Below are 13,540 nucleotides of genomic sequence, written 5' to 3'. Positions count from 1 at the left end.
CCGCGCTCCCCGCACCCGCCGGACGAGATCACCCCACGGACGAGTAGGCGACAACCCCCCGCAGCAGCTCGTCGACCGCCTTGCGGGCGTTCTTCGCCACCGTCGAGCCCTCTCGGGAGACGGGCGCCGCCGCGATCTGCCCCAGTACGTCGATGACCTGCTTGCACCACCGCACGAAGTCGCCTGCGGGCATCTCCGCCTCGCGCAGCACCTCGTCGAGGCTCTTGCCGGAAGCCCACATGTAGGCCGACCAGGCGAAGCCGAGATCGGGCTCGCGCTGTCCCACGCCCTCGGTCTGGCTGATCCGGAAGTCCTCCTCCAGGGCGTCCAGCCGGCCCCAGATGCGCACCATCTCGCCGAGCGCGGCCTTCGCCTTGCCCGAGGGCAGCTTCGGCGCCATGGCGTCGTCCCCGGCCCGCGACTCGTAGACCAACGCCGAGACGCAGGCCGCCAGTTCGGCGGGGGCCAGCCCCTCCCACACGCCTTCGCGCAGGCATTCGCTGGCGAGCAGGTCGAGCTCGCCGTAGAGCCGGGCGAGGCGCTTGCCGTGCTCGGTGACCTCGTTGCCCCGCAGATAGTCGAGCTCGGTCAGCAGCGCCACGATCCGGTCGAACGTACGGGCGATCGTGTTGGTGCGTCCCTCGATACGACGCTCCAGCTGCGAGGTGTCCCGCAGCAACCGGTGGTAGCGCTCGGCCCAGCGGGCGTGGTCCTCACGGTCGGAGCAGCCGTGGCAGGGGTGCGCGCGGATCGCGGTGCGCAGCCGGGCGATCTCACGGTCGTCGGCGGCCTGCGAGCGCTGCTTGCGCGCCCGCTCCGGCGGGATGTGCCCGGCCTTGGTGCGCAGCGCGGAGGCGAGATCGCGGCGGGACTGCGGCGAACGCGCGTTGAACGACTTCGGGATCCGCATCCGGTCCAGCGCCTCGACCGGCACCGGGAAGTCCATCGAGGCCAGCCGCTTGACCTGCCGCTCGGCGGTGAGGACCAGGGGGCGCGGCCCGTCGTGCTGCTCGAAGCCGCGGTGGCCGTTGCTCCGGCCGGCGGGCAGGCCCGGGTCGAGCACCAGCGCCAGCCCGGCGTACTTGCCGGTGGGCACATGGATGACGTCCCCCGGCTTCAGCTTCTCCAGGGCCACGGCTGCCTCGGTGCGCCGCTGGCTGGCGCCCTGTTTGGCCAGTTCGGTCTCGCGGTCCTTGAGGTCGCGGCGCAGCCGCGCGTACTCGTCGAAGTCGCCGAGGTGGCAGGTCATGGAGGCCTTGTAGCCCTCGAGGCCCTCTTCGTTGCGCTGCACCTGCCGGGAGATCCCGACCACCGACCGGTCGGCCTGGAACTGCGCGAACGACGTCTCCAGCAGCTCGCGCGAGCGGTGCCGTCCGAACTGCTCGACCAGGTTGACCGCCATGTTGTACGACGGCTTGAAGCTGGAGCGCAGCGGATAGGTGCGGGTGCCCGCGAGCCCGGCGAGGTGCTCGGGGCTCATCGCGCGCTGCCACAGCACGACGGCGTGCCCCTCGACGTCGATGCCCCGCCGGCCCGCACGACCGGTGAGCTGCGTGTACTCACCGGGTGTGATGTCGGCGTGCTGCTCGCCGTTCCACTTGACGAGTTTCTCCAGGACCACCGAGCGGGCGGGCATGTTGATGCCGAGCGCGAGGGTCTCGGTCGCGAAGACGGCCTTGACCAGGCCGCGCACGAACAGCTCCTCGACGACCTCCTTGAAGGTCGGCAGCATGCCCGCGTGGTGCGCGGCGATGCCTCGCTCCAGGCCCTCCAGCCACTCGTAGTAGCCGAGGACGTGCAGGTCCTCGTGAGGGATGGCGGCGGTGCGCTCCTCGACCAGGGCGCGGACCTCGGCCCGCGCGTCCTCGTCGTTCAGCCGCAGCCCCGCGTGCAGGCACTGCTGGACGGCGGCCTCGCAGGCGGCACGGCTGAAGATGAACGTGATGGCGGGCAGCAGCCCGGCGGCGTCGAGCCGCTCGATGACCTCCGGCCGTCCCGGAGTCCACACCCGGGACCGCTGTCTGCGCTCCCGCTCGCGGTCGGCCTCGCGCATGTTGCGGCCGCGCCTGCGGTCCTGGTACGAGGGCCGGCTCGCCTCCATGCGGGCCAGCCGCGAGAGGTCGGGGTTGACGGCTCTGCGCTGGCCCTCGCCCTCCTCGAACAGGTCGTACATCCGCCGCCCGGCGAGCACGTGCTGGAACAGCGGCACGGGCCGGTGCTCGGAGACGATCACCTCGGTGTCGCCGCGCACGGTGTCCAGCCAGTCGCCGAACTCCTCGGCGTTGGACACGGTCGCCGACAGCGAGACCAGGGTGACCGACTCGGGGAGGTGGATGATCACCTCTTCCCAGACGGCGCCCCGGAAGCGGTCGGAGAGGTAGTGCACCTCGTCCATCACCACGTACCCGAGGCCGAGGAGGGTCTGCGAGCCGGCGTACAGCATGTTCCGCAGCACCTCGGTGGTCATCACGACCACCGGGGCTTCGGAGTTGACGCTGTTGTCGCCGGTGAGCAGACCCACCTTGTCGCTGCCGTACCGCCGGCACAGGTCGGAGTACTTCTGGTTCGACAGCGCCTTGATGGGCGTCGTGTAGAAGCACTTCTTGCCCTGTTGCAGAGCGAGGTGGACGGCGAACTCGCCCACGATCGTCTTGCCCGAGCCGGTGGGGGCGGCCACCAGGACGCCCTTGCCCGCCTCGAGTGCCTGGCAGGACTCGATCTGGAAGGGGTCGAGACCGAAGTCGTACATCTCGCGGAAGGACGCGAGCGCGGTGGCCTGCTCGACGGCGCGCTTACGTGCTGCCGCGTACCGCTCGGCCGGTGAGAGATCCTCTGTCATCGTGCTTTCGAGCGTACCGGGCCGCACTGACAACAGGACGATCATTATCCGGATCCGGTGCCGGCAAACCTCGGTACGCCCAGCTCACGGGCGCACGACGGCCCGTCTCAGGGGCCGATGACCCGCACCGCGCCCGGCACGCACCGCGCGGTGAGCGGCAGCTCCCCGAGCCGCTCCCCGTCCGCGTATCCCGAGACGCCCGCGGCGGCGATCCCGACCTTCGCCGCCCGGAACACGGTGACCTTCGGATGGTCGATGTGCGTCCCCCGGTACACCTTCGGGAACACCCGCAGCAGCGTCGTCCGGCGGCAGTCCCCCACGACCGTGACGTCGAACAGTCCGTCGGTCAGGTCGGCGCCGGGGCAGATCCGCATCCCGCCGCCGTAGGAGGTCCCGTTGCCGACGGCCACCAGGGTGGCCTCGACCTCCCGGACGGCTCCGTCGTCGAGCGTGATCCGGTACGGGAACGGGCGGAACGCGGCCAGTTCGGCGAGCATCGCGAGGTCGTACCGGGCGCGGCCGGTGGGCCAGCGCATGCGGTTGCCCCGGTCGTTGACGCGGGAGTCGAAGCCGGAGGCCAGGACGGTGCCGAACCAGCGGTCGCCCACAAGGCCGAGGTCGAGGTCGCGGATCCGGGCGCCCTTGAGGGCGTCGGCGACGAGCCGGGCCGCGGCGGCCGGATCACGGACGGGCAGACCGAGGGCGCGGGCGAAGTCGTTGCCGGTACCGGCGGCCACGAGGCCGAGCGGGGTGCGGGTGCCGGCGACGGCCTGGAGCGCGAGGTGCGCCACTCCGTCGCCGCCGACGGCGATCAGGGCGCCGGTGCCGCCGGCGACGGCGGCGCGCGCGCGTGCGAGGGCGTCCTCGGGGTTCACGCCGAGGATCGTGTGCACGGTGTAGCCTGCCGCCCGCAACGCGGAAGCGGCCGGCGGCGCTGCGTGAGCGCCCCGGCCGCGGCCCGCCGCTGGGTTGACGAAGAGGGTGATCTCGCTGGTCACGGGGATGACCTTAAGAGCTCTCCGACGCCTCTCAGGTCACGTCGTCATAACCGTTGACACGGTCCGTGCTGGTCTGTTCCGGCAGCGCGCGGCTCGCGGTGACCGACTCGACCTCGCCGATGGCCTCGGGGCTGAGGTCCAGCTCGGAGGCCTCGTCGTCGGCGGGGCCCAGCGCGTCACGCCGGCGCCTGCGGCGGTCGTTCAGCAGCGAGAAGGCGGTGGCGCCGAAGTACAGGATCCAGATCGGCCCGGCGAGCGCCAGCATCGAGATGGGGTCGGTGCTGGGCGTGGCCACGGCGGCGAACACCGTGATGCCGATGATCATGGCTCGCCACCAGCCGAGCATGCGCCTGCCGGTGACCATGCCGGTGAGGTTGAGGAAGACCAGCAGCAACGGCAGCTCGAAGGAGAGGCCGAAGACGACGACCATGCGCGTGACGAGCTGGAGCAGGTCGTCCAGCGGCAGCAGGTTGCTGACGCCGCCCGGGGTGAAGTCGATCAGCACCTTCGCGGTGGTCGGCAGCACGCGGTAGGCGAAGTAGCCGCCGCCGATGAAGAGCGGGGCACCCATGCCGACGAACGCGTAGGCGTACCTGCGCTCGTGGTTGTGCAGGCCGGGAGCGATGAAGGCCCACAGCTGGTAGAGCCAGACCGGCGAGGCGAAGACGACTCCGGCCATCAGGGAGACCTGGAGGGCCAGCGTGAAGGGCGCGAGCAGACCGTTGATCGTGATGCTCGCGCACTTGTTGGTGGAGTCGCCGGAGTTGAGCTGGCCCGCGATCTCTTCGAAAGTCTTCCCGCAGCCGACCGAGTCGAGGATCGGCTTGGTGAGGAAGTTGATGATGTCGTTGTAGAAGAAGGCGGCTACGACCGTCACGACGACGATGGCCAGCATCGCCTTCGCGAGCCGGTTGCGGAGCTCACGAAGATGATCCGCGAGGGGCATCCGCCCCTCGGGGTCCTTCTCCTGTTTGCGGGCAGGCTTCAGCAACCCACGTTCCCATCTCGTGCGGCGGGCCGGAGGTCACCGGCCCTGCGTCAGCGCTTGGTCGTGTCCGTCGGCTCGCTGACCGGACGGGAGCTGGTCACGTCGCCGGGGGCGGCCTGGATGGTGCGCTGAGCCGGGGGCTGCTCGCCGTCGTTGGGCGGGCCGGCCGGGGTGGCCGTGCTGCTGCCGTCTTCCTTCATCGCCTTGGCCTCGCTCTTGAGGATCCGAGCGGACTTGCCGAGCGAGCGCGCCATGTCGGGAAGCTTCTTGGCGCCGAACAGCAGGATGACGACGACGAGGATGAGAATGATCTCGGGGGCGCCGAGCCTTCCGAACATAAGTCTTTACCTTCTCACCGAGGCTGCGGGGGTGGGTTGCCGTCCGACCGGTCGGACGCATGTCCGAACGATCGTGTTGACAGCGATCGTAACGCTCAGGGGTAAACGTGAGGCAATCCCCGTGCGTACTCCCGGTCCGCGGTCCGGGCCTCGTTCTCCGGACCGCGACCAGCAGCGTACCCGCCCGCCCCGCCGGGGCGGGAGGGCGAAGTGGCGCAAAACGCATTACCCACCGGACTCACAGGACGCGCACAGCGCTACCCGAAGGTCGCCACAGCCGTCGTCACAGGGTGTCCACCGCACGGGCCGCGCTCGCGGCGGCCCGTTCCAGATCCTGGGCCGCCCGGTCGATCCGGCGCGCGGACTCCGTGACCTGCCGTCCCAGCAGCCGAGCCTCCAGGAAGACCCGCACGGCGAACACCGCGAGAACGGCGAGACCTGCAAAACCCACGGCAACCGCGAACATCGGCCAGAACATGGGGCCGAGCCTAGACCGTCCTAGGGGGTGTGCAGCCGCAGGGTCCTGACCCCGCCGCCGGTGAGCAGTTCGACGATCCGCTCGCCGGCCGGCTTGCGCACGGCTGCTCCGCAGTCCGGGCAGGTGAAGGAGTAGAAGGTGGTCCGGTCGGACGCGCCGATCGCCAGTCGCAGCGCGCTCGCGGCCAGCTCGAAGGCGCCCCGGCAGTCGGGGCACCCGGCCCGGAAGCGCACCGGACCCGCACTGCGCATACCGGCGAACGCGGAGGCCACCGAGATGCCCCGCACACCGGACGCCGTCGACTCGCTCACAGCCCCTGCTCCCGCCCCTCGAACCGATCCGCGCCCCGCTGCCCCGGCTGCTCGCCGGGCACCGCGCGCGGCCCCTCGGCCGCGCCCTCCGCCTCGATGCCGTCGTACGCCGCGAGCGCCTCACGGGCGGCCCGGCGGGCACTGTCGGCGAGCTCCGGCGGCGAGACGATCCGGCCGTCACGGCCGAGTCGCAGCGCCAGCCGCCTGAGCGAGGCGGGTTCGGGCGTGCGCAGAGTGATACGCAGTCCGCCGTCGGAAAGCTCATCGGCGCTGTCGTGCGGGTAGTACTCGGCGACCCAGCGGCCTCCCGGGCCGACCTCGACGACGACCTCCGGGTCCTCGGCGGCCGGCTGCACCAGCCCCTCCGACAGGTCCCGCAGTTCGATCTCGGGCGGCGCGGACGGCTCGTCGAGGATCTTGATCTCGGCGACCCGGTCCAGACGGAAGGTGCGGCGCGCCTCCGAGCGGCGGCACCAGGCCTCCACGTACGTGTGCCCGACGCTGACCAGCCGGATGGGGTCGATCTCGCGCTCGGTGACCTGGTCGCGAGCGGGCGAGTAGTAGCGGATCCACAGCCGCCGCCGCTCGGAGATCGCCCGGTCGACGTCCGCGAAGACCCCGCCCTCCGACTCGAACGTCACCGACAGCCGCGCGCTCGCGCCCGCCGCCTCCCCGGCCGACGCCTCCACCTTGGCCGTCGCCCGCAGCAGAGCCTGCCGGTCGCCCTCGCGCAGGCCGGGCAGCGTGGACACCGCCCGGGCCGCCACCAGCAGCGCGGTCGCCTCGTCGGCGGCCAGCCGCAGCGGTTCGGCGGCGTCCGCGCCGAGCGCGGCCGGGTTGTGCCACCAGATCCGCTCACCGTCGGTGTCGATGTCGAGGAGATCGCCGCCGCGGAAGCTGGTCCCGCACATGGGCAGCACGTCGAGGTCCGAGACCAGCTCGTCCTCGGTGATCCCGAACGCGCGCGCCACGTCCTCGATCCGCGCGCCGGGGCGCTCCCTGAGATACGTCACCAGGGAGAGCATCCGCCGCGTCTGGTCGATGGCGTTCGTCGGCCTGACCGGTTTGCCTGCCACTGTGTTGCTCGCTCCCCTTCAGCCCTTGGCCACGGCGCGTAGCCGGTCCACGACATCCGCGCGCAGCTCGGCGGGTTCGAGGACGACCACGTCCGGCCCGAACTCCACCAGCCAGGCGTCCAGCCCGTGCCCGTACGGAATCTCCAACTCGTCCCAGCCGTCACCGAGTTCCCGTACCACGGTGGCCTTCGACCGCAAGGGGTACCCGGCGTCCGCGCGCAGCCGGATCAGCGCGCTGCGGTCGGAGGTCTCCCCCGCCCAGCTCGCGACCGTCTCACGGACGGTGACGACGTCGGGGACCGGCGCGGTGAAGCTCGCCCCGCGCGAGCGCACCTTGCCGGTGATCCGCGAGAGCCGGAAGACGCGCTCGGCGCCCCGGTCGCGGTCGAATCCGGCCAGGTACCAGTGACCGCGCCAGCACTCCAGCGCCCACGGCTCGACGTGCCGGGGCTCCGGGTGCGCGGCGGTGGCCTTGCGGTAGTCGAACATGACGGGCCGGCGGTCGCGGCAGGCCAGCATCAGCGGCTCGAACGCGGCCTCGTGCACGGGGATCCGGGGCTCCAGGGCGCCATGCGCCTCGTACGGGTCGACGTCCTCGGGGAGCCCCGCGGCGCGCAGTTTCTGGAGTGCGCCGCTCGCGGCGCCCGCCAGCCGGGCCTGCTGCCACACCTTGGCGGCCAGACCCAGCGCCGCCGCCTCCTCGGCGTCCAGGGTGATGGGCGGCAGGCGGTTGCTGTCGCGGCGGGCGAGGTAGCCGATCTCGCCGTCCAGGCTCTCCACGGTCTCGATGACCAGGCCCAGCTCGCGAAGGTCGTCCTTGTCCCGCTCGAACATCCGGTTGAAGGAGTCGTCCGACCCCGCCGCGCCGGTGCCCGGCCGGAAGGTCTCGACATACGCCTCGATGGAGTCGCGCAGCTCACGCTTGCTGAGCGGCCGGCGCGTCCCGAGCAGACACAGCGCCAGGTTCATCAGCCGCTCGGCCTTGGCAATGGCCATCGACGCCCTTCGCCTCCCCTATGGTGCTTACGATCGTCGACCGTACCGCCCCGCGGCGCCCGGGCAAAAGCCGAGGGCCCATGCCCGGGCGGGCATGGACCCCAGGTGATCAACACTGGTCGTACGACGGTCAGACCCCGAGCAGGTCCACGACGAAGATCAGCGTCTCGCCGGGCTTGATCGCCGGAGTGGGGCTCTGGTCGCCGTAGGCGAGGTGGGCCGGGATGGTCAGCTGGCGACGGCCGCCGACCTTCATGCCCTGCACGCCCTGGTCCCAGCCCTTGATGACGCGTCCGCCACCGAGCGGGAAGCGGAACGGCGTCCCACGGTTCCAGCTGGCGTCGAACTCCTCACCGGTGCTGAAGGCGACACCGACGTAGTGGACGCTGACGTTGTGGCCGGCCTGCGCCACCTCGCCGTCGCCCTCCCAGATGTCCTTGATCTCGAGGTCCGCCGGGGGCGCGCCTTCGGGGAAGTCGATCTCGGGCTTGTCAATGCTCACGTCACTGGCTCCTGCATGTCTCACGGAAAGGCAACACGGACAGTCTTACACCTTCGCCGGCCTCACACCTTGGCGATGATGTCCACGGAGAACACCATCGTGGAGTCCTTCTCGATGCCGCTGCCACTGGGCGGGCTGTCGCCGTAACCCAGCGACGGCGGAACGACGATGACGACCCGGCTGCCCACCTTCTTGCCGGTCAGACCCTGCGCCCAGCCCTTCACCACCTGCTGGAGCGAGAAGGAGGTCAGCGCGCTGCGGCTGTACGTGGAGTCGAACTCCTTGCCCGTGTCCCAGACGACGCCCTTGTACTGCACCAGCACGGTGTCGTCCGCCGCGAGCTTGGCGCCGTCTCCCTCGATCACGTAGTTCGACACCAGTTTGGCCGGCGGGTCCGACTTGGGGATCTGGATCGAGGGCGCCTTGCCGTCGGTGTTCGTGCCCACCTTCGGCACGGCGGCGTCGTCCTGCGGCACGTCCTTGCCCTTGGCCGAGCTCTTCGCGTTGAACGTGTCCTGGATGTCGAAGACGAACACCAGCGTGTCGGTGCCCTTGATCCCCGTGTCCGTGTCGCCGTCCTTGCCGAAGGCCCAGGTCGGCGGCACCGAGAAGAGCACCCGGCTGCCGGTCTTCTTGCCCGTCAGCGCGTAGCGCCAGCCGTCGATGGTGCCGCCCTGCGCGAGCTGGGTGAACAGCGGCTTCTTGGTGTCGTAGGTGTTGAGCAGGACTTTCGCGCTGTCCCAGATCTGGCCGAGGCAGTTGGCCTGGATGTAGTCGTTCTCCGCGACGGTCTTGCCGCTGCCCGCGATCACCGTCTTCACCGCCAGCTGGTCCGAGGGCTTACCGGTGCCCTTGGCGACCGTCGGCTTCTCGTCGAACTTCACACCCGCCGTGATGGCCGGCAGCGGGCCGTCGACGATCTTCGGTGGAGGCGTGGCCCCGGCGGAGGACGACGCGCTGTCGCTCGCCTTGCTCGAGTCGGACTTGTCGTCGCCGCACGCGGCGAGAGTGACCAGTCCCGCGGGTACGGCGGCAAGGATGAGTGAGCGTCGGCGCACGATGAAGCCTCGTAATCGGTCGATCTTCTGATGGCGTGCGCGCTACCTTAGCGACGTTTGTCGACGTGCGAAGGGCGCCGTACGGGAACGTACGGCGCCCGTGTCGCGTTCCGCACCGGGTGCGGAACGCGTCTCTCACATTCCGGCGATCAGCTTCTCCACCCGGTCGTCCACCGACCTGAACGGGTCCTTGCACAACACGGTGCGCTGCGCTTGGTCGTTGAGCTTCAGGTGCACCCAGTCGACCGTGAAGTCCCGGCGCTGCTCCTGCGCGCGGCGGATGAAGTCGCCGCGCAACCGCGCCCTGGTGGTCTGCGGCGGCACCGACTTGCCCTCGAAGATCTTCAAGTCGTTGCAGATCCGCGCCGCTTGGCCCTTTCGCTCCAACAGGTAGTACAGACCACGACGACGGTGGATGTCGTGATAAGCGAGGTCTATCTGCGCCACCCGAGGATGCGACATGGTCATGTTGTGCTTGGCCCGGTACCGCTCGATGAGCTTGTACTTCATCACCCAGTCGATCTCGGTGCCGATCCGGTCGAGGTCCTCGGCCTCGATCGCGTCCAGCGTGCGGCCCCACAGCTCCAGGACCTGGTCCACGGTGCCGGTACGCACACCCCGGCGCTCGACGAAGTCCACGGCCTTCTCGTAGTACTCCCGCTGCACCTCCAGCGCGGAGGCCTCCCGGCCGCTGGCCAGCCGCACCTTGCGCCGGCCGGTGATGTCGTGACTGACCTCGCGGATCGCCCGGATCGGGTTCTCCAGCGTCAGGTCCCGCATGACGGTGCCCGCCTCGATCATGCGCAGCACCAGGTCGGTCGCGCCGACCTTCAGCAGCATGGTCGTCTCGGACATGTTGGAGTCGCCGACGATGACGTGCAGACGGCGGTAACGCTCGGCGTCCGCGTGCGGCTCGTCGCGCGTGTTGATGATGGGCCGTGAGCGGGTCGTCGCGGAGGAGACGCCCTCCCAGATGTGCTCGGCCCGCTGACTGACGCAGTAGACCGCCCCACGGGGCGTCTGGAGCACCTTGCCCGCGCCGCACAGCAGCTGGCGGGTCACCAGGAACGGGATCAGGATGTCCGCGAGCCGGGAGAACTCCCCGTGCCGGGCCACCAGGTAGTTCTCGTGGCAACCATAAGAGTTGCCCGCCGAGTCCGTGTTGTTCTTGAAGAGGTAGACGTCGCCCGCGATTCCTTCCTCGTGCAGGCGTCGTTCCGCGTCCACCAGGAGTCCTTCGAGAATGCGCTCGCCGGCCTTGTCGTGGGTGACCAACTCGGTCACGTTGTCACATTCCGGTGTCGCGTATTCCGGATGCGATCCCACGTCGAGATAGAGGCGGGCGCCGTTTCGCAGAAAGACATTGCTGCTTCGGCCCCATGACACGACACGGCGGAAGAGGTACCGCGCCACCTCGTCGGGAGACAGCCGGCGCTGTCCCCTGAACGTACATGTGACGCCGTACTCGTTCTCCAGCCCGAAAATGCGGCGGTCCATGAGTGAACATTACGCCCGATCCCCTGAACTGAAACGGGGTTCGGCAGCACGGTTTGGATCATTTTCCGATGAAGCCGCAACGACCCCACTTCCGACGGGAACCGCCATTACCCGCCCTGTGGCCAGCAAAACCACCAGCGACACGGCACCGGCGACAGCCGGCACCGTGAACCCCCACTGCGCGCCGCCGGCCTCGACGACCGGACCCGCGAGGCCCGTTCCCACCGAGGCGCCGACGGTGAACGTCGTCACCAGCCAGGAGAACGCCTCCGTGACCGTCCCGCGCGGCGCGTGCCGGTCCACGATGACGAACGCGCACGCGATGGCAGGCGCCAGGAACACGCCCGCGAGCGCCGTCAGCGCCACCATGGCCACCGCGCCCGGCATCAGCGTCAGCGGCAGGTAACACACCGCCAGAAGCGCCACCAGGCCCCGCAGTCGCCGCTCCGGGGCACCCGCCCACTGCCGCGCCCCGTACACCACGCCACCGAGCAGCGCGCCGAGGCCCAGCGCCGCCATCAGCCAGCCGTACACCGCGTCGCCGCCGTGGTCGTCCGCGTACGGCACGGACGCCACCGTGATGGACCCGAGCGCGAGACCGATGAACAGGAACGCGCCGAGCAGCGCCAGCAGACCCGGCGACCGCAGCGCGCCCAGCCAGTGCGCCTCGCGGGGGGCCGAGCGCCACGCGCGCGAGGGCGGCGACACGACCACCGACAGCGCGCCCAGCACCCCGACCGCGTTCAGCGCCAGCAGGGCCCCCTGCGCCGACCAGAGCGACACGCACAGGGTCACCAGCAGCGGTCCGACGGTGAACATCACCTCCTGCGCCACCGCGTCCATCGCGTACGCGGTGTGCACCTGGTCCTCGCGGCGGAGCACCGCCGGCCACAGCGCCCGCAGCCCGCCCTCCAGGGGCGGCGTGAAGAGTCCGGCGGCCGCCACCGCCAGGTAGGCGAGCGCCGGCGGGTCGGTGCCCACGAAGGCGAAGGCCGCCATGGCGAGGGCCGAGGCGAGCGCCGCGGGCAGCTGGACCCGCGGCTGCCCGCGCAGGTCGACCAGCCGGCCCAGGAGCGGCTGCCCGACGGCGTTGGCGACGCCGTACACGGCCGCCAGCGCGCCGGCGAGGCTGTACGTGCCGCCCTGCGCGCGCACGAACAGCACGATCGCGATGGCCGCCGTGGCGTTGGGCAGCCGGCCGACGAGCGTGCCGGTCAGCAACCGGGCGGCGTGTTTCGCCCTGAGGATCTCCAGGTACCCCGCGGCCATGTCCCGCCTCCGTCGGCTCACCCGAGGCGATGGGCCACCTCGTAGGTTTTACGTATAACGTCTCTCGTCATACGTACCATGTGCGCTGTTCGCCAGTCCAGACGAAGGAGCAGGCCCACGGTGGCACGAGGTAGCACGCGCCCGACGAGCCGTGACGTCGCCCAGGCCGCAGGGGTCTCCCAGGCGGCCGTCTCCCTCGTACTCGGCGACAAGTGGCGCGGCCGCGTCTCCGAGACCACCGCGGAACGCGTACGGGAGGCGGCCCGCGACCTCGGCTACCGGCCCAACCTCGCCGCCCGCAACCTCCGCCTCGGCCGCACCCGTACGGTCCTACTCGTCGTCCCCGCGCTCACCACGGAGTTCTTCGCCGGCGTGTACACCGGGGCGGCGCGCGTCGCGGCCGAGCACGGCTTCGGCGTGGTCCTGTACCCCTCCCCCGAGGGCGTCGGCCCCGCCCGTGACCCGTTCGCCTCCGCCCAGGCCGCGCTGGACGGCGTCCTCGCCTCCTCCATGGCCGCCGACGCGCTGACCGCCATCCGCGGCGACCAACTCCCCCTGGTGATGCTGGACAGCGACCCCCGCGGCAGCCTCGGCGCCGCCACGGTCAACCTCGACATCGCCGACGGCGTCCGCCAGGTCGCCGACCACCTGCTCGGCCTCGGCCACCGCCGCTTCCTGCACCTCGCGGCCGATATCCCGTCCTGGACCTTCGAGGTGCGCGCGCGGGAACTCGCCGCCCGGCTCGGGGCGACGGCGGGGACGTCCCTGCGCACCGCCCCCGCCCCCATCTCCATCGACGGCGCCCTGGCCGCCGCCGAGGCGGCGCTGAGCGTCCCGGGGCCCCGCCCCACCGCCGTCGTCTGCGACGACGACAAGCTCGCGGCGGGCGTCTACAAGGCCCTGCGGCGCCTCGGTCTGCGCGTCCCCGACGACATGTCCGTCACCGGCCTGGACGACCTCGCCCTGGCCACCGCCCTCGACCCCGAGCTGACGACCGTACGGCTGGACGCCGAGCTGTTCGGCGAACGGGGCATGCGGGCCCTCCTGGCCGTCCTGGAGGGCCGCACGCCGGACGGCGGGGACATCCCCGTCGAACTGGTCGTCCGGGCCTCCACGGCGCCACCGAGCGCCTCCTGAGACGCCCTGCGCCCCGGCCGAATCATCGACCGGGGCGCACAAGAGGGTGAAAC

General features: G+C 71.0%; 13 protein-coding genes. 1 reads left to right on the top strand and 12 read right to left on the bottom strand.

Annotated elements, in window-relative coordinates; translation table 11 throughout:
* Positions 1–28: 28 nt before the first annotated feature.
* The 12 genes from OG440_RS30230 to OG440_RS30175 form a co-directional block, all read right to left on the bottom strand.
* The gene (locus OG440_RS30230; RefSeq protein ID WP_406009931.1) at positions 29–2,884 is read right to left on the bottom strand and encodes a DEAD/DEAH box helicase; all 2,856 of its coding nucleotides are present in this window, start codon (positions 2,882–2,884) and stop codon (positions 29–31) included.
* A gap of 62 nt (positions 2,885–2,946) precedes the next feature.
* A complete protein-coding gene (locus tag OG440_RS30225) occupies positions 2,947–3,837 on the bottom strand; it encodes a diacylglycerol kinase (RefSeq protein ID WP_406009930.1) in 891 nt (296 codons plus the stop codon).
* A 31-nt stretch (positions 3,838–3,868) separates the two neighbouring features.
* Complete coding sequence (tatC, locus tag OG440_RS30220; RefSeq protein ID WP_406009929.1) at positions 3,869–4,828, bottom strand: twin-arginine translocase subunit TatC; 960 nt, start codon at positions 4,826–4,828, stop codon at positions 3,869–3,871.
* 47 nt (positions 4,829–4,875) lie between these two features.
* Positions 4,876–5,163: a Sec-independent protein translocase subunit TatA gene (gene tatA, locus OG440_RS30215; protein ID WP_057607030.1), complete on the bottom strand. Its 288-nt coding sequence runs from the start codon at positions 5,161–5,163 to the stop codon at positions 4,876–4,878.
* Between the two features lie 283 nt (positions 5,164–5,446).
* A complete protein-coding gene (locus tag OG440_RS30210) occupies positions 5,447–5,641 on the bottom strand; it encodes a hypothetical protein (protein ID WP_406009928.1) in 195 nt (64 codons plus the stop codon).
* Positions 5,642–5,661: 20 nt separating this feature from the next.
* A complete protein-coding gene (locus OG440_RS30205; RefSeq protein ID WP_406009927.1) occupies positions 5,662–5,952 on the bottom strand; it encodes a hypothetical protein in 291 nt (96 codons plus the stop codon).
* Positions 5,949–7,028: a helix-turn-helix transcriptional regulator gene (locus OG440_RS30200; RefSeq protein WP_406009926.1), complete on the bottom strand. Its 1,080-nt coding sequence runs from the start codon at positions 7,026–7,028 to the stop codon at positions 5,949–5,951. The genes OG440_RS30205 and OG440_RS30200 overlap by 4 nt, the downstream gene beginning before the upstream one ends.
* An 18-nt stretch (positions 7,029–7,046) precedes the next feature.
* Positions 7,047–8,024 (bottom strand): helix-turn-helix transcriptional regulator, encoded by a 978-nt coding sequence (locus OG440_RS30195; RefSeq protein WP_406009925.1) that lies wholly within the window; start codon positions 8,022–8,024, stop codon positions 7,047–7,049.
* A gap of 130 nt (positions 8,025–8,154) precedes the next feature.
* A complete protein-coding gene (locus OG440_RS30190; protein ID WP_351762493.1) occupies positions 8,155–8,526 on the bottom strand; it encodes an FKBP-type peptidyl-prolyl cis-trans isomerase in 372 nt (123 codons plus the stop codon).
* Positions 8,527–8,588: 62 nt separating this feature from the next.
* The gene (locus OG440_RS30185) at positions 8,589–9,584 is read right to left on the bottom strand and encodes an FKBP-type peptidyl-prolyl cis-trans isomerase (RefSeq protein WP_406009924.1); all 996 of its coding nucleotides are present in this window, start codon (positions 9,582–9,584) and stop codon (positions 8,589–8,591) included.
* 135 nt (positions 9,585–9,719) lie between these two features.
* Positions 9,720–11,081, bottom strand: a complete 1,362-nt coding sequence (pafA, locus tag OG440_RS30180) for a Pup--protein ligase (RefSeq protein ID WP_057607036.1) — start codon at positions 11,079–11,081, stop codon at positions 9,720–9,722.
* A 9-nt stretch (positions 11,082–11,090) separates the two neighbouring features.
* On the bottom strand, positions 11,091–12,350 hold the full coding sequence (locus tag OG440_RS30175; protein ID WP_406009923.1) for an MFS transporter: 1,260 nt from the start codon (positions 12,348–12,350) through the stop codon (positions 11,091–11,093).
* A 120-nt stretch (positions 12,351–12,470) separates the two neighbouring features.
* On the opposite strand from OG440_RS30175, the gene OG440_RS30170 reads away from it, so the two are divergent.
* On the top strand, positions 12,471–13,487 hold the full coding sequence (locus tag OG440_RS30170; RefSeq protein WP_406009922.1) for a LacI family DNA-binding transcriptional regulator: 1,017 nt from the start codon (positions 12,471–12,473) through the stop codon (positions 13,485–13,487).
* Positions 13,488–13,540 lie beyond the last annotated feature (53 nt).

The organism is Streptomyces sp. NBC_00637 (assembly GCF_045161545.1).
Lineage (GTDB): Bacteria > Actinomycetota > Actinomycetes > Streptomycetales > Streptomycetaceae > Streptomyces.
Note: the sequence above shows the minus strand (reverse complement) of the source record. Positions and strands in the feature narration are given on the sequence as shown.